The organism is Clostridium sp. B9, from assembly GCF_050509515.1.
Classification (GTDB): Bacteria; Bacillota; Clostridia; order Clostridiales; family Clostridiaceae; genus Sarcina.
In genome coordinates, this window is sequence record NZ_JBNWKA010000003.1 from 3,124,491 (window position 1) to 3,145,789 (window position 21,299).

At 30.1% G+C, this 21,299-nt stretch carries 23 protein-coding genes; 1 reads left to right on the forward strand and 22 read right to left on the reverse strand.

Annotation, left to right across the window (positions count from 1 at the left end):
* Positions 1-59 precede the first annotated feature (59 nt).
* A complete protein-coding gene (locus tag ACQZHJ_RS13845) occupies positions 60-1,088 on the reverse strand; it encodes a deoxyguanosinetriphosphate triphosphohydrolase (protein WP_430486139.1) in 1,029 nt (342 codons plus the stop codon).
* Between the two features lie 218 nt (positions 1,089-1,306).
* Here ACQZHJ_RS13845 and ACQZHJ_RS13850 point away from each other — a divergent pair, with 218 nt between their 5' ends.
* Positions 1,307-2,374 (forward strand): CotS family spore coat protein, encoded by a 1,068-nt coding sequence (locus ACQZHJ_RS13850; protein ID WP_430486140.1) that lies wholly within the window; start codon positions 1,307-1,309, stop codon positions 2,372-2,374.
* A gap of 52 nt (positions 2,375-2,426) precedes the next feature.
* Here the strand turns inward: ACQZHJ_RS13850 and ppdK are convergent, their stop codons facing one another.
* The 21 genes from ppdK to ACQZHJ_RS13955 all read right to left on the reverse strand — a co-directional run bounded on the left by ppdK (position 2,427) and on the right by ACQZHJ_RS13955 (position 21,291).
* A complete protein-coding gene (gene ppdK, locus ACQZHJ_RS13855; RefSeq protein ID WP_430486141.1) occupies positions 2,427-5,057 on the reverse strand; it encodes a pyruvate, phosphate dikinase in 2,631 nt (876 codons plus the stop codon).
* 100 nt (positions 5,058-5,157) lie between these two features.
* A complete protein-coding gene (locus ACQZHJ_RS13860; protein WP_430486142.1) occupies positions 5,158-5,790 on the reverse strand; it encodes a helix-turn-helix transcriptional regulator in 633 nt (210 codons plus the stop codon).
* A gap of 206 nt (positions 5,791-5,996) precedes the next feature.
* Positions 5,997-6,623 carry a DUF4342 domain-containing protein gene (locus ACQZHJ_RS13865; protein ID WP_430486143.1) on the reverse strand — a complete coding sequence of 209 codons (627 nt, stop codon included), beginning with the start codon at positions 6,621-6,623 and terminating at the stop codon, positions 5,997-5,999.
* A 5-nt stretch (positions 6,624-6,628) separates the two neighbouring features.
* Positions 6,629-7,360 (reverse strand): DNA repair protein RecO, encoded by a 732-nt coding sequence (gene recO, locus ACQZHJ_RS13870; protein WP_430486902.1) that lies wholly within the window; start codon positions 7,358-7,360, stop codon positions 6,629-6,631.
* A gap of 21 nt (positions 7,361-7,381) precedes the next feature.
* Positions 7,382-8,272, reverse strand: a complete 891-nt coding sequence (gene era / locus ACQZHJ_RS13875) for a GTPase Era (RefSeq protein ID WP_430486144.1) — start codon at positions 8,270-8,272, stop codon at positions 7,382-7,384.
* 8 nt (positions 8,273-8,280) lie between these two features.
* On the reverse strand, positions 8,281-8,679 hold the full coding sequence (locus ACQZHJ_RS13880) for a cytidine deaminase (protein WP_430486145.1): 399 nt from the start codon (positions 8,677-8,679) through the stop codon (positions 8,281-8,283).
* A gap of 39 nt (positions 8,680-8,718) precedes the next feature.
* Positions 8,719-9,417, reverse strand: coding sequence for a diacylglycerol kinase (locus ACQZHJ_RS13885; RefSeq protein ID WP_430486146.1), 699 nt, complete (start codon positions 9,415-9,417; stop codon positions 8,719-8,721).
* A gap of 30 nt (positions 9,418-9,447) precedes the next feature.
* Positions 9,448-9,954, reverse strand: a complete 507-nt coding sequence (gene ybeY / locus ACQZHJ_RS13890; RefSeq protein WP_430486147.1) for an rRNA maturation RNase YbeY — start codon at positions 9,952-9,954, stop codon at positions 9,448-9,450.
* A gap of 2 nt (positions 9,955-9,956) precedes the next feature.
* Positions 9,957-12,014 (reverse strand): HD family phosphohydrolase, encoded by a 2,058-nt coding sequence (locus ACQZHJ_RS13895; protein WP_430486148.1) that lies wholly within the window; start codon positions 12,012-12,014, stop codon positions 9,957-9,959.
* Positions 12,015-12,051: 37 nt separating this feature from the next.
* Complete coding sequence (gene yqfD / locus ACQZHJ_RS13900; RefSeq protein ID WP_430486149.1) at positions 12,052-13,188, reverse strand: sporulation protein YqfD; 1,137 nt, start codon at positions 13,186-13,188, stop codon at positions 12,052-12,054.
* A 1-nt stretch (position 13,189) separates the two neighbouring features.
* Positions 13,190-13,471, reverse strand: coding sequence for a sporulation protein YqfC (yqfC, locus tag ACQZHJ_RS13905; protein WP_430486150.1), 282 nt, complete (start codon positions 13,469-13,471; stop codon positions 13,190-13,192).
* Positions 13,472-13,677: 206 nt separating this feature from the next.
* Positions 13,678-14,127 carry a GatB/YqeY domain-containing protein gene (locus ACQZHJ_RS13910; protein WP_430486151.1) on the reverse strand — a complete coding sequence of 150 codons (450 nt, stop codon included), beginning with the start codon at positions 14,125-14,127 and terminating at the stop codon, positions 13,678-13,680.
* 49 nt (positions 14,128-14,176) lie between these two features.
* Entirely contained in the window at positions 14,177-14,353 is a 177-nt protein-coding gene (gene rpsU / locus ACQZHJ_RS13915) for a 30S ribosomal protein S21 (RefSeq protein WP_003451446.1), read from the reverse strand.
* A 120-nt stretch (positions 14,354-14,473) separates the two neighbouring features.
* Positions 14,474-14,818, reverse strand: coding sequence for a histidine triad nucleotide-binding protein (locus ACQZHJ_RS13920; protein ID WP_430486152.1), 345 nt, complete (start codon positions 14,816-14,818; stop codon positions 14,474-14,476).
* Between the two features lie 210 nt (positions 14,819-15,028).
* A complete protein-coding gene (gene mtaB / locus ACQZHJ_RS13925) occupies positions 15,029-16,333 on the reverse strand; it encodes a tRNA (N(6)-L-threonylcarbamoyladenosine(37)-C(2))-methylthiotransferase MtaB (protein ID WP_430486153.1) in 1,305 nt (434 codons plus the stop codon).
* Positions 16,333-17,085, reverse strand: a complete 753-nt coding sequence (locus ACQZHJ_RS13930; RefSeq protein ID WP_430486154.1) for a 16S rRNA (uracil(1498)-N(3))-methyltransferase — start codon at positions 17,083-17,085, stop codon at positions 16,333-16,335. Before ACQZHJ_RS13930 ends, mtaB begins: the two co-directional genes overlap by 1 nt.
* 22 nt (positions 17,086-17,107) lie before the next feature.
* The gene (prmA, locus tag ACQZHJ_RS13935) at positions 17,108-18,049 is read right to left on the reverse strand and encodes a 50S ribosomal protein L11 methyltransferase (RefSeq protein WP_430486155.1); all 942 of its coding nucleotides are present in this window, start codon (positions 18,047-18,049) and stop codon (positions 17,108-17,110) included.
* A gap of 250 nt (positions 18,050-18,299) precedes the next feature.
* Positions 18,300-18,914 (reverse strand): VanZ family protein, encoded by a 615-nt coding sequence (locus ACQZHJ_RS13940; protein WP_430486157.1) that lies wholly within the window; start codon positions 18,912-18,914, stop codon positions 18,300-18,302.
* Positions 18,915-19,045: 131 nt separating this feature from the next.
* Complete coding sequence (locus ACQZHJ_RS13945) at positions 19,046-19,561, reverse strand: VanZ family protein (RefSeq protein ID WP_430486158.1); 516 nt, start codon at positions 19,559-19,561, stop codon at positions 19,046-19,048.
* Between the two features lie 198 nt (positions 19,562-19,759).
* Positions 19,760-20,116: a GntR family transcriptional regulator gene (locus ACQZHJ_RS13950; RefSeq protein WP_430486159.1), complete on the reverse strand. Its 357-nt coding sequence runs from the start codon at positions 20,114-20,116 to the stop codon at positions 19,760-19,762.
* A 2-nt stretch (positions 20,117-20,118) separates the two neighbouring features.
* On the reverse strand, positions 20,119-21,291 hold the full coding sequence (locus ACQZHJ_RS13955; RefSeq protein WP_430486160.1) for a hypothetical protein: 1,173 nt from the start codon (positions 21,289-21,291) through the stop codon (positions 20,119-20,121).
* Positions 21,292-21,299 lie beyond the last annotated feature (8 nt).

Consider the following 21,299-nt stretch of genomic DNA (forward strand, 5'->3'; position numbering starts at 1 on the left):
GTCTAAATCTATAACAATTATATTTTAGCAATATTTAGCTTTAATTATTCCAAAAATACTTAATAAATCACAATCTTTGGAATATAAATTTTATTAAACTCATTTATACAATAATCATCAGTCATACCAGCTACATAATCTGCTACACCACGCTCTATTCCCTCATCTTCACAAATGCTTCTATATAACTCTGGCATTTCACTCCAATTCTTATAATAATAATCAATAACTTTATTTAAAACAAATTCAGCTTTTTTTCTTTCATCTTCTAATAATTTTCCTAAATAAATATTTTTAAACAAAAATTTTCTAAGCTGAACAAAAGCATCTCCTATTTCTTCACTTAAAGACACTTTCATTATTCCTGACTCCATATTATTCATTGTAGTAAAAACACAATCTTTAACCAATGTTTCTATTCTTGCACTTCCGCTATGACCTAATTTATCAACAAATTCCTTAGGTAAATCCTCTTCTTTTAAAATACCTGCTCTTATAGAATCATCTATATCATGATTTACATAAGCTATTTTATCAGCAAACCTAACAACTTGTCCTTCAAATGTTCCCGCACTTGATGAAACATTTGAAAACCCACTATGATTTAGTATTCCGTCTAAAACTTCTCTAGTTAAATTTAATCCTCTGCCATCCCTCTCTATTTTCTTAGCAACTCTCACACTCTGCTCATTATGTTTAAATCCATCTGGTAAAAAATCATTTAAAACATCCTCTCCAATATGAGCAAATGCTGCATGCCCTAAGTCATGACCTAATGCTACAGCTTCAATTAAATATTCATTTAATGAAAGTGCTACTCCAATAGTCCTTGCAACCTGTGAAACCTCTAATGTATGCATAAGTCTAGTTCTATAGTGATCTCCATAAGTTCTTATAAAAACCTGAGTTTTTCTTTTTAATCTTCTAAATGATTTACTATGGATTATCCTATCTCGGTCAACCATAAAACAAGTCCTTATATCATCTTGTTCCTCATATCTTTCTCTTCCAAGTGAATCCGTAGCAAATTTTGCGACTTTATTTAACTTTATTCTTTCAAAGACTTCAATATTTTCTCTTATTTTCATAGCATCACCTATTATATATATTCTATGTACCTGTTTAAATTCCTTTCATAATATTAATCTTTTATTTAACTTGTAAAATAAATTTTTACTAATAATCTAAAATATTATTATTTTTTCAAAGCTTTATTCTCATAAGCTAAACTATTTCATATTTTAAAGTATAATCTAAAGTTTTAAATAATATGCTTATATTAAGGAAATTTATTAGGAGGTCAATCATGGGAAAGCATTCTAACAACTTTAACGAAGCAGATGAAGTTTTAAAAACTGTTAAAAATATAGTTTTGCCTATGTATAATTTAGAAGACTACTCTGTAGAAAATATAAAATTTAAAAAGACAGAAAAAAATAGAGCCGTTTATAAAATTAGCAAAGGAAATTCTAAGTTTTGCTTAAAAAAGGTTTACTATGATGAAGGACCACTATTCTTCATATATTCTGTTATGGAATGGTTTGCTAGAAATGAAGTTAAACTTCCCAAAATGCTTCCTTCAAAGGACAATGGTAGGTTCGTTAAAGCTGATGGTATGCTTTTTATGTTATCTCCATGGGTTGAAGGAGAGAAATGTGACTTTGATAATTTAGAACATATCATACTATCTGTTAAAAACTTAGCTGAAATGCATTCATGTTCAAGAAACTTCAAAGCCATTGAAGGTAGTTTAATAAAAACTGGATTTGATAGCATATACATATCCACCTTAAAACACTTTAATAAAATATTGGCATCATTTAATATTGCAACCAAAATACGTACTAAAGATAAATTCTCATCTATATTCCTAAATATATTTGATGAAAACTTATATTTAGCTGAAGAAGCCTTATTCGTTTCTGGATTAATAAATGATAAGAACCTCAGCAGATCACTTTGCCACGGTGATTATGTAAATAAAAACATTATAATTGATAACTCTGATGTTTGGGTTATTGACTTTGATAAATCATCACTAAACTACTCTATGTATGATTTATGCTATTTTATGAGGCGGCTCTTAAAAAGAAGTTCAACTAACTGGGATATAAACTTAACTAAAAATATACTTAAAGAATATAACAAAATTTCTCCCTTCACAGAGGATGACTTAAAATATGTATTCTCTTATTTAGCATTCCCACAAAAATATTGGAGATTATCTAAGGACTATTATAATAATATAAAAAAATGTAGTAAATCAATGTTTATAGACTCATTAAAAGATGTTGCAAACTATACTCATGCTCAGGTTAAGTTTGTTGAAGAACTTAGAGCTTTACTTAAAACTGATTATGATGTTTATATATAAACAAAAAGAGTATTCGAAATTCGAATACTCTTTTCTTATTTTAATTTAATTATTATCTTTTATTTTTAACTTGTGCTTGTGCAGCTGCAAGTCTTGCTAATGGAACTCTGTATGGTGAACAACTTACATAATTTAATCCTAAGTTGTGGCAGAATTCAACTGATGAAGGATCTCCACCATGCTCTCCACATATACCTAATTTAATATCTGGTCTAGTTGCTTTACCCTTTTCACAAGCAATCTTCATAAGCTCACCTACACCAGTTTGGTCTAACTTAGCAAATGGATCTTGCTCATAGATTCCTTTTTCATAGTAATCTTTTAAGAACTTAGCTGCGTCATCTCTTGAGAATCCAAATGTCATTTGAGTTAAGTCATTTGTACCAAATGAGAAGAACTCAGCCTCTTCTGCTATCTTGTCAGCAGTTAAAGCAGCTCTTGGTATTTCAATCATTGTACCAACTTTATAGTCTAATTGAACACCTTTTTCATCCATTACAGTCTTAGCAGTTTCAACAACTACATTTTTAACATACTTTAATTCCTTTATATCACCTATTAGAGGTATCATAATTTCTGGAACTATATTGTATCCTTTATTTTGTTTAACCTCTATAGCAGCCTCTATAACGGCTCTTGTTTGCATTTCAGCTATTTCTGGGTAAGATACTGCTAAACGGCATCCTCTATGACCCATCATTGGGTTAAACTCATGTAATTCAGCTACAACAGCTTTGATTTCATCTGAGCTTACTCCTATTTCTTTAGCTAATGCATCTATATCAGCTTCCTCACTTGGTAAGAATTCATGTAGTGGTGGATCTAAGAATCTTATAGTAGCTGGTCTTTCTTCTAGTGCCTCATACATTCCTATGAAGTCTTCTCTTTGCATTGGAAGAAGTTTATCAAGAGCCACTCTTCTAGCCTCTTCAGTCTTAGCTAAGATCATTTCTCTAACAGCTAATATTCTGTCTTCAGCAAAGAACATGTGCTCTGTTCTACATAAACCTATACCTTCAGCACCAAACTCAACTGCTTGCTTAGTATCTCTTGGTGTATCAGCGTTAGTTCTAACTTTTAATTTTCTTATTTCATCAGCCCATCCCATGAAAGTAGCAAAGTGTCCAGTAATCTCTGGTGAAACTGTCTTAACTTGCTCTGCATAGATATGTCCTGTTGAACCATCTATTGAAATGTAATCTTCTGAAGTTAAAACCTTACCATCTACTTCTAAAGTTTTAGCATCTTCATTTACTTTTAACTCACCACATCCAGCTACACAACAAGTACCCATTCCTCTAGCAACAACTGCTGCGTGAGAAGTCATTCCTCCTCTTACAGTTAATATACCTTCTGCAGCTATCATACCTTCTATATCTTCTGGTGAAGTTTCTAATCTTACTAATACAACCTTTTCACCATTAGCTTTTCTTTCTTTAGCTTCTTCTGCTGTAAATGCTATTTTACCACATGCAGCTCCTGGAGATGCTGGTAAACCTTTAGCAACCACTGTAGCCTCTTTTAAGCCATCTGAAGCGAAAGCTGGGTGAAGTAATGTATCTAATTGTTTAGGCTCAACTTTTAGCATTGCCTCTTCCTTAGTTATCATTCCTTCTTCAACTAGATCAACAGCTATTTTCAATGCTGCTTGAGCAGTTCTCTTACCATTTCTAGTTTGAAGGAAGTATAACTTTCCATCCTCTATTGTAAATTCCATGTCTTGCATGTCTCTATAATGATTCTCTAATGTATTAACTATATCTGTAAATTGTTTATATATCTCAGCATTTTGCTCTTCTAAATGACTTATTGGTTGAGGTGTTCTTATTCCTGCAACAACATCCTCACCTTGAGCATTCATTAAATACTCACCATATAATTCATTATCTCCATTTGCTGGATTTCTTGAGAACGCAACTCCAGTTCCTGAAGTTTCTCCCTTGTTACCAAATACCATCTCTTGAACGTTAACTGCTGTACCCCATTCACCTGGAATATCATTTAATCTTCTATAAACGATAGCTCTAGGATTGTTCCATGATCTAAATACAGCTGTAATAGCTTCTATAAGTTGCTCTCTTGGCTCACTTGGGAACTCTTCTCCTTTTTCCTTTTTATAAAGCACTTTGAATTGGCCTACTAATTCTTTTAAGTCATCTGCTGTTAAATCAGTATCAAATTTATAACCTTTTGCTTCTTTCATTTCATCTAATAAATCTTCAAAAAGTCTTTTTTCAACTCCCATTACAACATCTGCAAACATTTGAATAAATCTTCTATATGAATCATAAGCAAATCTTGGATTATTTGTTAACTTAGCCATAGCTTCTACTGCTTCATCATTTAATCCAAGGTTTAGAATTGTATCCATCATACCTGGCATTGACGCTCTAGCTCCAGATCTTACTGATACTAGTAATGGTTTCTCTAAAGAACCAAATTTTTTACCAGTTATCTCTTCTAGTTCAGCCATTTTATTTTCAATTTCCTCAATTATTTCTTGAGATATTTTTTTGCCATCATCATAATACTTATTACATGCTTCAGTTGTTACTGTGAATCCTTGTGGAACTGGTATTCCTAAAATAGTCATCTCGGATAAGTTAGCACCTTTTCCACCTAATAAATTTTTCATACTTGCGTTTCCCTCTCTAAAAAGGTAAACATACTGCTTTTTCTCCATCTCAATACTCCTCCGTTCAATACTATAGTTGAATTTTTATATCTAAAAGAAAGTTTCCTTTCTAATAGTTACCCATTTAAAATTTCTTTTTAACCATAATTTAATTCTCACCAAGCTTAACAAACAATTTAGTTATGTTAGTCTTAGACACTTTTCCTATGATCTCTAATCTCTCTTTTCCCTCATTTTCTTCAATTCTCTTTACAACTGGTACGGAGTCAATTTCATGTTCTATTATTTTTTTTGCTACGTCAAAAGCACAATCTTCTTCTACAGCACATACTATATTAGGCATTCTTGTCATGATAACACCAACAGGAACTTTGTATATATCTGTTCCCCCTATAGCTACTTTTAAAAAGTCTTTTCTGGAAACGGCACCTGTTAAAATCCCTCCATTTTCTACAAACATAGTTCCTACGTCATTTAAAAACAGATGAACAATAGCATCATGAACCATTGTTTCCTCATAAACTGTAACCGGTTTAGACATAATGTCTTTTACCTTAATATTTTTTATTTTCTCATAAATAAAGCTGTTTGAAGGTTTATCTGAGTAAACATATCCAACCTTTGGTCTTGCATCTAATACTCCAATCATTGTAAGTATTGCAAGATCTGGTCTTAACGCTGCTCTCGTAACCCCTAACTTTCCAGCTAATGCTTCAGAAGTTATAGGTTGACCCTCTTTTACAAGTCTAACTATTTCTTCCTGTCTAGGTGTTAATTTCACTTTGAATGCTCCTTCCTTAAATAAACTAGGAACAAAAAGGAATTTATTGCTTTAATTAAATTCTTTTTACATATTAATTGTAACACAACATAAATCTTTTTAGTATATCAAATTTTCTGAAAAATCACTCAAATCTGATAATTATCACTTGTATACCTTCGGTTTTTTCCTTTTTATTCCATTTTCCTTTAATTTACATATTTTTACTAGTCAACTTCATCAAAATTTACTGTATAAGTGAAATTTGTTTCGTTTTCTACCTTATTATGCTTATGGAATTTGTTTATTTTACTCTCATTTATTTTTCCATTTTCTCTTTTTTCTTTCATTTCATTTACTGAACTAAAAGCTTTGTCCTTTAGTTCAAAAGCTTTTCCTTTTAAATCACTAGCTGCACTCTTAACTATTTTATTAACAACTTCAACACTTCCATCTGTCTTAGTTATTTCTATAGTTATCTTAGTAGCTATGGCTGCAACTACACCTATAGCTAAAAAGCTTGGGAATATTAATGCCATTGCCCCTGCAGCTATACCAGCATTTACAGGAATATCAGTTAGAACCTTATCATCCTTAAGAATTCTCACTCTAGCTACATTCCCTTTATCTATTAAATCCTTAAGGAATCTCTTAATATCCTCAAAGCTTTCTGCTTTTTCGTCTTCTATTTTCTCTTCTTGAACTTTACTCTCTTCTTCTCTTTTCTTTTCAATATATATTAAAGCATTTACAACATCGCCATCACAAGCCTCTAAAGCCTCTTTTGCCTCTGCGTAAGTGGCATAAGTTCTTTCTATAACCTGATCCACTTTTTCTAAAGTTATTTCACTCATTTAAATCACTCCTTTATAAACTTTAACATCTCTAAACTTTTTGGTTTTCTTGAATATACAGAAGATATTATAAAGCTAGTAACCTTAAAAAGTTCAGCCTTTATATCATCTGATAATGTTAATCTATATACTTTATCCAAAGAAGTATTATTTAAGAACCTAAGAGCATTATATGTTGCTTTGTTTATATAAAGCCCATGTTCCTTTGGACATTTATCACAAACTCCTCCAAAATATCTTAAACTGATATAATTGGATGCATTTAATCTACTTTTGCAAAATACACAATTATCAAATCTTAATTCATATCCTGTGTACTTTAATAACTTCATTTCAAAAGCTCTTATTAAAAGTTCATAATTTATGGCATCTGTATTTAAAAGATACAAACAAGTTATAAACTCTCTATACAAATTAAAATTTTCTTCCTCGTCCTGTAGTGATATATCAATAAGCTCACATAAATAAGAGGTATAAGTAAGCTTTTCTAGGTCAGTCAAAGATGTCTGAAAGGAATTTCTTATTTTCCCTTCAGACAACCTATACAAACCTTTTCCCTTGAATAATAAATAATCGCCATAGCATAAAGGGTGCGTCAATGAAAAAAGTCTACTTTTACTCTTTTTAGCACCCTTAGCTATAGCTGTTACCTTACCCATTTTCTCGGTAAAAATCCAAAGCAATTTATCATTCTCTTTATAATCTTGAGCCTTAATGATAACTCCACCACTCTCTATAAGTGCCAGAAGCTATCCCTCCTACTTAAGCTTTTTATATCCTAATTCTCTTAGCAGAGCGTTATTATCTCTCCACTCTTTTCTAACTTTTACCCAAATTTTTATGTTTACTTTTTCTCTTAAGAATCTTTCTAATTCAAATCTAGCTGTTGAACCTATCTTCTTAAGTGTTTGACCATTCTTTCCAATGATGATTCCTTTATGTGAAGCTTTTTCACATATTAAATCAACCTCTATATTGTACTTTCCACTTGGTTCTTGCTTCATCTGTAAAACATCAACTGCTATACCATGTGGAACCTCTTGACTTAAGTTCTTAAGAGCTTTTTCTCTAACTATTTCAGCTACTACGAATCTCTCTTGAACATCAGTTATCATATCCTCTGGATAGTACTTTGGTCCCTCTGGTAAATATTTAATCATAAGCTCTAAAAGCTTATCAGTATTTTTTGCCTTCATAGCTGATACTGGTATCATTTCTGCAAAATCATACTCTTTTGAGAATAGCTCTAAAGTCTTAGCAACTTTCTCTGGAGTACTTTCATCAACTTTATTTAAAACAAATATTACAGGAGCTTTTTGCTTTTTAAGCTGTTCTATTATGAACTTATCTCCTCTTCCAACTTCATCACATGGATTACTTAAAAATAATACTAAATCTACATCTTTTATTGAATCTGTAGCACTATTAACCATATATTCACCTAATTTATGCTTAGGCTTATGTATGCCTGGAGTATCAACGAATATCATTTGATAATCCTCTCCAGTTAATATTGTTTGTATATTATTTCTTGTTGTCTGTGGTTTATTAGAAACTATTGAAAGTTTTTCTCCCATTATTAAGTTTGTTAATGTTGATTTACCTACATTAGGTCTCCCAACTATTGTTATAAATCCTGATTTAAACATTCTTCCTCCTATTTCTCTAAATCTTCTTTAGTAAAAGATCCAGGTAAAATTTCATCTAGTGTTTTTACTATATAATCATCTTCACTTTTTATTATGAATATCTTTATATCTTTATTCTCTGCAAACTCAACAATTACCTGTCTACAAATACCACATGGGTATGTGTATGAATTTAAGTCTCCTACAACAGCTAATGCTTTTATAACTTTAGCTCCTTCTGAAACTCCTTTGAATATAGCAGTTCTTTCTGCACAGTTAGTAGCTCCAAATGATGCATTTTCAATATTACATCCTGTGTATATATTTCCATCCTCAAATAATACAGCGGCACCCACCTTAAAGTTTGAATATGGACAATATGCTAGTTCTCTTGCCTCTAAAGCTTTTTTTATTAGTTCCTTTTCCATTTTATTCATCCTCCATTCTAAATTTAGACACTAAATTTATCAACTAAATATTTTAAATATTAAAATTGTTAAAAGCATTCCTAATATAGCTCCAGCTATAACTTCCCAAATACTGTGAACTTCTGCATCCACCCTACTTTGAGCCGTTATTAGAGCCATTAAATAACTAAGTATAATTATAATATGCGATTTACTTATTAATGATATTGCAGTAGCTATTGAAAAAGCTATTGCACTATGCCCTGATGGCATTCCTCCCTTTAAAGGAGTTCCTTCTCCAAAATATGCTTTGGCGGCAACTGTAACTATGCATACAATTGCTAAAACTATAAATATTATATAAGGCTCTGTAGCCTTTACTCTATCCATAATTCTAAAAGTTACATTGCTAAGTTCATCCCAAAATATAATATAACCTACTAAAACAGCATTTATAGCAGTTACTAATACAGCACCAGCTGCAGTATTCTTAGCTATCTTCGCTAAAGGATGATAGTAGTTTGTGCTTAAATCTATAGCACTTTCTATGGCAGTATTAACAAGTTCAGCTGATATTACCATAGTAATTGTTATAGCTAATATTATAAACTCTATTTTACTTATATCATAAACAAAACAGGCTGATAATATAATCAAAGCTACTATAAAATGTATTCTCATGTTTCTTTGAGTTCTTAAAGAATGTATTATACCATCTATTGCATAATTAAAGCTATCTATAAGTTTTCTTACCTTCATATTATTCTCCTAACCCAATATCATCATACCTTAGCTCTCTCTTGTTATATTTAATTTACCTAGTAATTCCTCTTCTCTTCCTCTCATTCTAACCTTCTCCTCATCTTCCATGTGATCATAACCTAAAAGATGTAGAACTGAGTGAGTTACTAAATAACAAGCCTCTCTTTCAAATGAGTGATTAAACTCTATACTTTGTTCTTTTGTTCTCTCTAATGATAAAACTATATCACCTAATATTAATTCATCTCCATCAAAATAAGACTTATCAAAGTCATGTTCTAAATAAACATCTTTATAAACCTTATCCTCTGGATAATCAATCATAGGGAATGATAAAACATCAGTAGCCTTATCAATTCCTCTAGTTTCATTGTTTATTTCTCTTATTTCATCATTATCTACAAAAACAAGTGATACTTCACACTGTTCTTTTACGCCTTCTTCTTTTAAGACAAATGATATCACTTCTTCAAGCTTATTAGTTAAATCTTCTGTAACATCAAACTTATCTTGTCTGTTATCTATGAATATCATATTTATTTTTTCTCCTTTTTATTGTTATCATCTGGATATTCTATTCTTTCGTGATGTATTCCATTTAGAGCTTTTAAGAAACATTTCTTTATCTTATTTATATCTCTAATTGTAAGATCACAATTATCTAACTGGCCAGTTGCTAACTTATCATCAATAATATTATTGACCATTTTTTCAATTTTCTCTTCAGTTGGTTCATTTATTGATCTAACTGCTGCTTCTGTTGAATCGGCAAGCATTAATATTCCCTGTTCTTTGCTCATAGGCTTTGGTCCTGGATATTTAAAATCATCCTCTTTAACATCATCTGGATTTTCAGAATTATTCTTAACTGTTAAATAGAAATACTTAACTAAAGTTTCTCCATGATGAGTTGCTATAAATTCTTGTATAGTCTCTGGAAGATTATATTCTTTAGCTAATTCTAACCCATCTTTTACATGAGATAAAATTATTTTACTACTTATTTCTGGCTTCATTCTATCATGTGGATTTTTCTTCCCTATTTGGTTTTCTCTGAAGAAATAAGGTCTCTTAGTTTTACCAACATCATGATAATAAGCTCCTATTCTTGCTAATAATGGATTTCCACCTACTTGTTCTGCCGCAAGCTCTGCTAAGTTTGCAACTAAAATACTATGATGATATGTTCCTGGAGCCTCCATAAGTAACTTTTTAAGCAATGGACTATTAGGGTTTGATAACTCTAATAGTTTTGCATTTGTAACTATATCAAAAGTTGATTCAAAGAAAGGTAATACCCCTATTGTAAGAATACCTGAAAGCACAGCTCCAGCTGCTGCAAATGTACTATCAGCTAATATCTCCATAAAGTTATTCGTTGTTAAGGTTCCCACACAGAACGTTAATATTGAACTTAACACTGCAACTGTTATTGATGAATATAGAATATCATTTCTTTGTTGCATTTTTCTTAATAATGTTCCACCTAAAACAACATTAAGTACAGCCAACACTATTATGTTAGGGCTAAATCCTACCGCACCTGCTATTAAAATTACGTTAAGCATACTTGTAACCAATGATATTTTGTAATTTAAAAGCAATGTTAAAAGCATTGGCATACAAGCTAAAGGTATTAAATAGTTTGATATTATACCAAATAATCTAGCAAGTATTACTGGAAGTACATTTAATATACTTATCATAACTATCTTAGAAAAATCCTCATCAATTTTAGGATAATATTTATTTATATATCCGTATTGAAGATACATTACTATAACAACTAAAAATCCTAAAGCAATGTAAATATAAAGACTTGAGTTTGAATCGCTTAAAACCCCTAATGTATTTAAAAGTTCTAATTGATGCGCTGTAACTGGTTCTCCTTCACTTACAACTATTTGATTCTTCTTTATCATAACAGGCGGAACCTGTTTTAATGTCTCTTTTATTAATTCATCAGTTTTTTCCTTATCATAGAAAAAGTTTGGTTCTATAACAACAACAAATTTTAATGCTATTCCCTTTAAAGAATCATTTAAATCACTTGATGCTATATAGTCTGTATATATTTTTTTAGCATCAGTTAAGTCTTGTGCATTTCCATCTTCTATAGGCGTTTCATATGCCTTTGTTAAAGCTTCGATGGATATACTCTCTAATTTCTTTACGCCAGCATCATCTAGCCCTGCAATAACCTCAGCCTCTCCATCAGTTATTTTAAAAGGTACTCTAGGTATAAGTTTTGCTTTTTCTTCCTCTGTCTTATCCTCTGCAATTACCTTCTCTACACTAGTGAAAAAACTTCTTATCTTTTCTTCGCTCTGTTTCTGGACATCAGTCCTTAAAGAGTATTGTTTATCAACTTTTTCCTCAGCCTCTTTTTTCCTAGCCTCTGTAGCTGATTCATCAATTATCTCTCTATGAGCCTTAATATCAGATTTAGGTATATCTCCAACTTTCAAATCATATTTTTGAGTTACTATACCTGTCATTAAAGTAAAGTATAGAACAAAAAAAGTTATGATATATAAGATTATTTTTTTATAATCTTTAAACATACCTAGAACCTTTTCTTTTAATTTCCCCATAACTACTCATCTTCTCCTCATTAGGTCGTAATTTTGTCTAATAATTTAAAGCTATATTTTGTTCAACTACAAAAAGAACATGCAACTTTACTTTTCCATTTCCTATGTCCTCTGTTGTAATTATTTTATCAACAATTTTCGCTTGCTTGCTTATCTCTTTGTTTATTGAATTACTTAAAAGCTCCACAGCATTGTTTATTATGGTTTCCTTATCCTCTACTATATCTTTATCAACCTTCTCATAATATATGTTTCGATTGACAAACTTTCCTTTACTTTCTATTTTATCATACTTATCAAACTCTTTAGTAGCCTTTTTAAGATAAATTTTCTTACCCATTATTTCCAAATAAATTTCACTATCTTCATTTTTAGTTCGTTCTTCTTTATTGCCTTCTATTTGTAGTTCAACTGACTTTTCATAAAAAGTATTAGCTAAAACTTCCCCATCTGCTGGAGCCTCATATTCCCCTCCCTCAATACCTTGTTGAGGTATAATAAGTACATCTCCCTTCTTAACTACATCTCCCTCTTTAACAGCCGCTGAACCTGATGTAGTATATATTCTTTTAATCTCTCCATCCATTTTTGCAACAATACTATTTAATGCCTCATTCTCATTTTCTTCAGCTATTTTAGGGCTTACCTTCTCTTCAACTTTTATTTTTAGAGTTCCGCCTTCTATGCGAGCATTTACCCACATTATGTCTCCATGCCCATTCTCAAGCTTTCTTTCTAATCCATATACATTTACAGTATCCTTCTTAACCCCTGGCTTAACATTAAATTCACTAAGCATTTCCCTTATTTCAAAAGGAGCTATATTTTTCTTCGTTTCAATATCTATCCTCCAAATAAAATCTGAATAAATATATAGACCTATAAAAAAAACTAAAGCTCCTACAAATATGCTTACTGATTTTCTTGCCCTTGCTAAAAAGAATACAAAACCTTTAGCTGATATAATCTTAACTTTACCATTTAATCTTTTAACATAAGTTTTAAGCTTTCCGTAATTTGAATAATCAACATTTAAAGTTACCGTAACTACATCTATTTTCCTTACATTTTCTACTTTTATTCCATTTTTCCAAAGCACATTCAACAACTTATTGGTATCAAAAACCTTTATTTCAACCTTTACCTGTCCTTTTTTCAAAAAATCTAAATTCATTTTAAGCCTCCCCAAAACTTAGATTATTAAGTTTTCCTGTTAAAGCAATTGTTTCACTACCAATAAATCTTATTTCTAAATTTAAGCCACTAATTTTTATAATGCCCAAATTACTATTTATTCTTATTTCATCTGACTGAAAAGACTCTATACCTTTATGATTTTCTATAACAATTTCATTTTTTCCATAAACTACAATTTTAGGTTCACCATTTATTATTTCCTTTGGCAAATCTAATTCTTCTGCAATTTTATTAGTTACCTGTCTCAATTTATCTCCCACATCTATACCTCCACAAAATATTTTCATACTAATCTATGAAATTTTATATTTTTTTATTCTTTATAGATGCTTAAATATAAAAAGAAAAAGGTCACTAAGTAGCTTATAAAGCTATCTAATGACCTTTTTCTTTAAATCCATATAAAATTGGAAATAAATATTTTATTAGCTAAATATAGAATAAAAGAGAGTCCAGTTGAACTCTCTTACTTATTTAAATATTCTTTAACTAATTGACTTACAAGTTTACCATCAGCTCTACCAACTGTTTGTGGTCTAACCTTTGACATAACTTTTCCCATGTCTTTTATGCTATTTGCACCCACTTCTTCAGCTGTGGTTTTTATTATATCTTTTATTTCTTCTTCACTTAACTGCTGAGGAAGGTAATCTAACAAGATTGCAATCTCACTATTATTTTGATCCACAAGATCTTGTCTATTTCCCTTTTCGAATTCAAGCGCAGCTTCTCTTCTTTGCTTGATTTCTCTTGCTAATATTTCTATAACCTGTTCATCCTCAAGCTTAACACCATCAGTTTTTTCAACTAATAGTATTGCTGACTTAGCAGTACTTAAAACACCAGCCTTGAATTTATCCTTAGCCTTTAAAGCCTGCTTCCAGTCTTCTTGAAGTCTTTCTTTAATAGTTGGCATTGTTATACCTTCTTTCAAAAGAAATTATTCTATTAATTTAAACCAAAAACTATTTGAATTTTCTCTTTCTTGCAGCTTCTGATTTTTTCTTTCTCTTTACGCTTGGCTTTTCATAGTGTTCTCTTTTTCTTACTTCTGAAAGAACTCCAGCTCTAGCGCATTGTCTTTTAAATCTTCTTAATGCTTGCTCTAATGATTCGTTTTCTTTTACTCTGATTTCTGACATTCTTTATCCCTCCCTCCGCTAGCGTAAATTATTTAATGTAATTCACAGCCATGGGCTAAATAACACACGCTATATTATACAACATAGATTTCTTTTATGTCAAGAAGTTAAATCTATTTTTTAGCCTGGTGGCCATTGTAGATTTCTTCCTCCAAGAACATGGAAATGGATATGCCCTACAGTTTGGCCTCCCTGTTCTCCACAGTTAGTAACAACTCTGTACCCATCTTCTGCTATTCCTTGTTCCTTTACTAGTTTATTAATAGTTTTAAAGATATGTGCAAAAACTTCTGCATTTTCTTCATTAACCTCATTTAAACTAGCTATATGTTTCTTAGGTATAACTAGGAAATGTACTGGAGCTTCTGGACTTATATCATGAAAAGCTAAAACTTTATCATCTTCATAAATCTTTTTACTTGGAATTTCTCCATCAATTATTTTACAAAAAATACAATCTGACATTATTCTCACCTCCCAAAACCATTCTTATATATTATACCTCATTTACAAAGTATAATTTCATTTTTTAACTAATTCTTTTATATTTTGATACATATAAAAGTATATTTAAAAATAATATAAATTTAAACAACACAAATTTCAGATAGCCCTTTAAAATAATTTTAAAAGACTATCTGAAAATACAAATAAAATTTAATATATTTTTAAAACTTATAAAATTATTTCTCCCTTAGCTATTTCGCCTTCAAAAGAATCAATCTTAACATTTAATATTTTACCTGAAACATTACAGTCTGCTTTAGCATTTACTTTTATGTAGTTTCTAGTATAACCTGTATAAACCCCAGTACCTTCTCCTACTTCCTCTTCAAATAAAACATCTAATATTTCACCCACATATTTTTTCCCAAAAGCTTCTTCATTAATTTTGTTTAACTCTATAAGCTTCTTACTTCTCTCATCCTTCTTAGTTCCATCAACTTGGTTTGGCATATTCTCAGCTCTAGTACCTTTTCTTGGACTATATTTGAATACATGAGTCTTAGTAAGTGCAATTCTCTTTAAGAATTCATATGTTTCATTAAATTCTTCATCAGTTTCCCCTGGGAATCCAACAATAACGTCAGTTGTTATTGAAACATCCTTTATTTTATCTCTTAAAAGATTTACTATATCTTCATATTCTTTAGCTGTATATCTTCTATTCATTCTCTTTAAAGTAGCATCACATCCACTTTGAAGTGATAAATGGAATTGAGGACATAACTTCTTAAGATTTAATATTCTTCTGACAACATCTTCTGTAAAGAAGCTAGGCTCTATTGAACCTATCCTTACTCTCTCTATACCATCAATCTTTTCTATTTCTTCTAAGATATCAACTAACGTTACCTTCTCCTCCAAATCAACACCATACGATGCTGTGTGAATACCTGATAATATTATTTCTTTAAATCCATGCTCTGCTAAACTTCTTACTTCCTCTAGAACCTTCTTAGGATCCTTTGAACAAACAGCTCCTCTTGTATAAGGAATTAAACAATAAGCACAGAATCTATTACATCCATCTTGGATTTTTAAGAAAGCTCTTGTTTTGTCGTTATAGTCTTCAATTTTTAAATTTTCAAAAACTTTATTCTTTAAAACAGCTCCAACTTTAACTTGTTGCTTTCCTTCATCCTTAGCTTTATTTACGTAATAAACCACGTCTCCTTTGTTTCTTGAACCTAAAACAACATCAACGCCTTCTATTCCTGAAACCTCTTGTGGTGCAATCTGAGCGTAACATCCAACAACAGCTATTATAGCCTCTGGATTTTGTCTTCTAGCTCTTCCTACTATTTGTCTAGACTTTTTGTCTCCCATATTAGTTACACTACAAGTATTAACTACATATACGTCTGCGATTTCATTGAAATCTACAACTTCATATCCTTCTCTAACGAATTTTTCAGTCATAGCCTCTGATTCGTATGTATTAACTCTACATCCTAGTGTAGCAAATGCAACTTTCATTAATTATTTCCTCCTAAATCACCAAGCTCATATTGAAGAAGTGACATGCAAGTAAATCCTGCAGTCTCAGTTCTTAAAATTCTTGGTCCTAAAGTTACAATATGAGCTCCTTTTTCTTTTAGGGCTTCTATTTCACTTTCTTCAAATCCGCCTTCTGGTCCAACCATTATCCCTATATTTTTTATACTACTCTTATCATCTATAGAATTAACCATAGCTCTAACTCCGTATCCAGTAGCATTCTCATAAGGAATAACCATAAGGTCTAACTCATCCATCTTATTTAAAACATCTTCAAAACTCATAGGCTCGCTAACTGTAGGTATTACAGTCCTCTTACTTTGCTTACAAGCTTCTAAAGCTATTTTATTTAATCTATCTAACTTTTTGAATTCACCTTTTAACTTAACATCTACTCTGTCAGTTATTGTTGGAATTATTTCAGAAACACCAAGTTCTACACCTTTTTGAACAATCAAATCCATTTTTGCAGCCTTTGGCATCCCTTGAAATAAAGTAATATTTAAATTACTCTCATTATTAACATCAAGCTTCTCTAAGATTTTGATAGAAACCTCTTGTTTATTGACCTCTTCTACCTCACCTAAAAACTCTTCACTTTGAAGATTATTTACAACAACCTTCTCACCTGGTTTTACTCTTAAAACCTTATATATATGTTTTACATCTTCCCCTGTTATTACTGCATGAGTATCTGAAAACATATGAGCTGGCGTAAAAAACTTATGCATAACTTTATACTCCCTTACTAAATTATTTTAACTTAGCAACTATACAGTTCCATTCTCCATCTTTGTTAGCTTCCATAACTTCAAAGCCTTCTTTTTCTAATTTATCAATAACCATTTGTCTTCTCTCATGGATTATACCTGAAGTTATGAATAAACCCTCCTTGTTTAATGCTTTTTTAACATCATCAACTAATATACAGATTACTTCAGCTATTATGTTAGCAACAACTATATCAGCTTTTCCATCTACAACATCAAGAAGATTTCCGTATAATACTTCTATGTTATTAACATTATTGAATGATATATTTTCTTTTGCTGAATCTACAGCCACTGGGTCTAGGTCAACCCCTACTACATGCTTGGCACCTAGTTTTGATGCAACTAAAGCTAGTATTCCTGAACCTGTTCCAATATCAAATACAGTAGTATCAGCTTTAACATACTTATCTAAAGCTTCTACACACATTCTTGTAGTTTCATGATCACCAGTACCAAAAGCCATACCTGGGTCTAATTCAACTACCATCTCTTCCCCTTTAGTTTCGTACTCTTCCCAAATTGGTTTTATAACTATTTTCTCTCCAATTTTTATTGGTTTGTAGTATTTCTTCCAGTTGTTAGCCCAGTCTTCTTCAAACATTTTTTCTGCTTCAACTGTTCCTTCTCCAACTTCTAATCCTGACTCTTTAAGCTCAGCAACTTTGTCTTTAACATAAGCTACAATTTCCTCTATGTTATCTTCCTCTGTAAAGTATCCTTTAACAACAGCGAATTTCCCCTTATGTTCTAATATGTTTATATCTGCAAAGTCCCAAGTTAAAGGTCCTTGTTCTCTTCCTAATATATCATTTGGATCCTCTATGGCAACACCCTTACAGTCTAATCCGTAAAATATTCCTGATATAGGTTCTAACGCCTCACTTTTAGTTATAACTCTAACTTCAATCCAAGTTCCTTCCATTTATGTATCAATCCTTTCTTCTGCTACTTTGACTAATAATTTATTTTACACTTTAGTGTAGTATCTGTCTAGCTTATAAGAATATTATGTTTCCTTAAAGTACTATTTTATATAGCTATGAAATTCCAAATTCTTACACCAATATAAAATTAAAAATAACTTTAAACTCTCACTCCTTATTATGCCATAAAAAAAATTAAAGGTCATAGTCTATTATTGACATTACCTTTAATTTCTATTTAACCCTATTCTAAATGCCAAATATAATCTTAATTAATAAATTATCTACAAAAGGTGCTATAAAAAAACTTAATCCCAACATTAAAATTATGAATATCTCCCCATTATATTTTACCCATAACTTATTTGATGAACTATTCACCTCAAATCTTTTGCTTACCTTTTTAAATAATAATTTATATATGAAAAATCCTATAACAGTTCCTAAAGTATTCATTATCAAATCATCTATATCTGTTGCTCTCATATTTAGTAATTGAAGTAATTCTATTGCTAAACTAAGAAAAAATCCAACTAAGAAAGTATTTAAGCATCTTTCAAACTTACTCCAAAGACTTGGTAAAAATACTCCTAAAGGAATAAACAATATAGCATTAGCTATCATTCCAAACATATTATCTTGAAACTTAAATGGAACTAAGCTTATTACCCTTTCCCGCTCTACTCCCATACTCAATATATGACCTGGTCCTGTAATATCAATAACTAAGAATAAATATAATACAAAAATAAATAATCCACCTACAAATAATTTAGAATACTTTATATTCTCCTTCTTAAAATACTTTATTAAAATAATAGAATATATAATACTACCAATAAACAGTGAAACCAATAACCCCATAATAAATCCCCCTAATTTTAAACTTAAAATATTCCCATCTATTAACTCTTCAAAGCGATTCATATAAAATATTAACTTGTTTATTAACTTTTTCACATTCTAAAATTCACCATATGTTAAGTATTTGGAGTCTAATTATATGAAAAAAGTACAATTAATAAAAAAGCTACTGGTATCATAACTAAAGTGCTACAAATAGCCACAAAGTTTTTAACCTTTCTATCCTCTTTGAAAATCTTTTTAATAACTAAATATATACCTACTCCTAAAATCCCTCCAGCAGTATTAGTAATTATATCAGTAATATCACTTGCTCCTAATGAAAAGACATACTGACTAACTTCAAAAAATATTGATACCAAAGCAATAATTCCTATATTTTTATAAACACTAAATTTCTTAAATAACATAGGCATATAAATACCTAAAGGAACAAATAAAATAACATTGCCTACAACATCCATTTCATTATAATTACCATTTAAAATGTCATTAAAAGGAATAAAGTTAACTCCCCTAAATAGCTCTCTACCATCATCAAAAACCTCCCAAGGAGCAACATACTTAAATAAAATATTCCACAAAACAAATCCTACATAGAAAATAAAACTTATAAAAAATAACCCATTAATAACCCTCTTCCACACAAAATCCACCTTCTTAATTTACTTATTACAACTTATTATTTTTCATCTAACCCTTAATTTCTCTACTTTTTTAAATTTAAAACAGCTAAATATAACAAGAAACTATATAAATTGTATGAAAAGAATAACGACTATAAATTCTTAGTGAAATGTAGTAATTCTTGTAATCAATTTATATAGTTTCTTTTATTTACTTCTTTAATATCTCTCGCTAATAATCTCTAAAACTTCTTTTTTAGTTAATTTTATTGCTTTCATGCTCTCTATAAATCCATCTAAAGCATCTTCTACAAGCTCTTTTCTTATGTTTTTTAATATTTCTTCATTTTCAGTAATTGTACTTGGCTTATTTCTTACTGTTTCTATAAGCCCCATCGTTTCCATATCTCTATAAGCCCTCTGAACTGTATTTGGATTTACTTTTAGCATTTCTGCAAGCTCCCTTCTAGACGGTATTTGTTCTCCTGGTTTTATACTTCCTATAACTAAAGACTGTTTTACATGCCTTATTATTTGGAGATAAATTGGTTCCCTATCATTTACTTCAAAAAACATTTTTACTTACCTCCTATAATCTTAATATTATCTAAAATCCCATCATCATATTTACCAATATAAACTGGATTTTTACTATTTATATCTAATACAGCTATATACCCTTTATAACAAATTGGATCTTCTTCGTTATAAGCAATTAAATTTAAATAAGCTTTATCTCCCTCAATAAACACCTTATCAATATTAGAAAATTTTACATCGTATCTTTCAAATCTTTCTCTTTCTATAAGATTTTTATAAAAAGTTACTTTCTTTGTTTCCATGTTAAATGTTAATACTGATGTACTATCTCCATATTCCCCTAGAATTTGCATATATATTTTTTCATTTTTAAAATCAATTTGTCCTACTTGCTGTGGCTTCTTCATTGATTTAATATCATTTAATACTGATTCATCAATTTTATAAACTTCAATACTCTTATTATTTAAATCTACTTCTAAAAATCCTGTTAATCCAAATTCTTTATTTCCACTATCTTCATGATAAGTATTCATAGTAAAGTAAATTTTACCATCATAAATACCATCAAACTCATTATAAAGATAGGAATTATTTCCTTTATAAACTTCATCTAAATTAATAGTTTTTGAAATTCTGAAAGTCTTAGATTTAACATCAATTTCTCCAAAATTAATACTATCTTCTTTATAATTACTTGCCAGTAAAATATTTATCTTTCCATCTTTATAAGTTATCCCATTAATTCTATAATTATCTGTTATCTCTCCATCAACTTTAACTTTGAACTTTTCATAATTATTATCTTTTTTATTTTTAATTCTAACTTCAAAATTAGGTTCTTGTTCATATAACCTATTTGAAATATCTACCATAATGTCTTCATTTTGAAAGAAAGTTTCTCTTGTTGGGAATAGTCCTCTGAAAAACTCTTTATCTAACGGGATATCATCTCCAAAATCTCTTCCAAAGAAAACATCATCCTCTAATGTTGTTTTACTTTCTATTCCATTTTTATTTATATCAAGATTCTCTATTCTTACTCCCTTTGACTTTTGTAAATCAAACTGAACATTATCTAATTCACTTCTATTCCCATATAAATCTGTAAACTTAATATTAGACTCCCTAGCTTTTATTATTATTCCAGACCATATTCCTATAAAAACTATAAATACTAAACTTAATATAAGTGGCATTTTTCTCTTCAAATTACTCC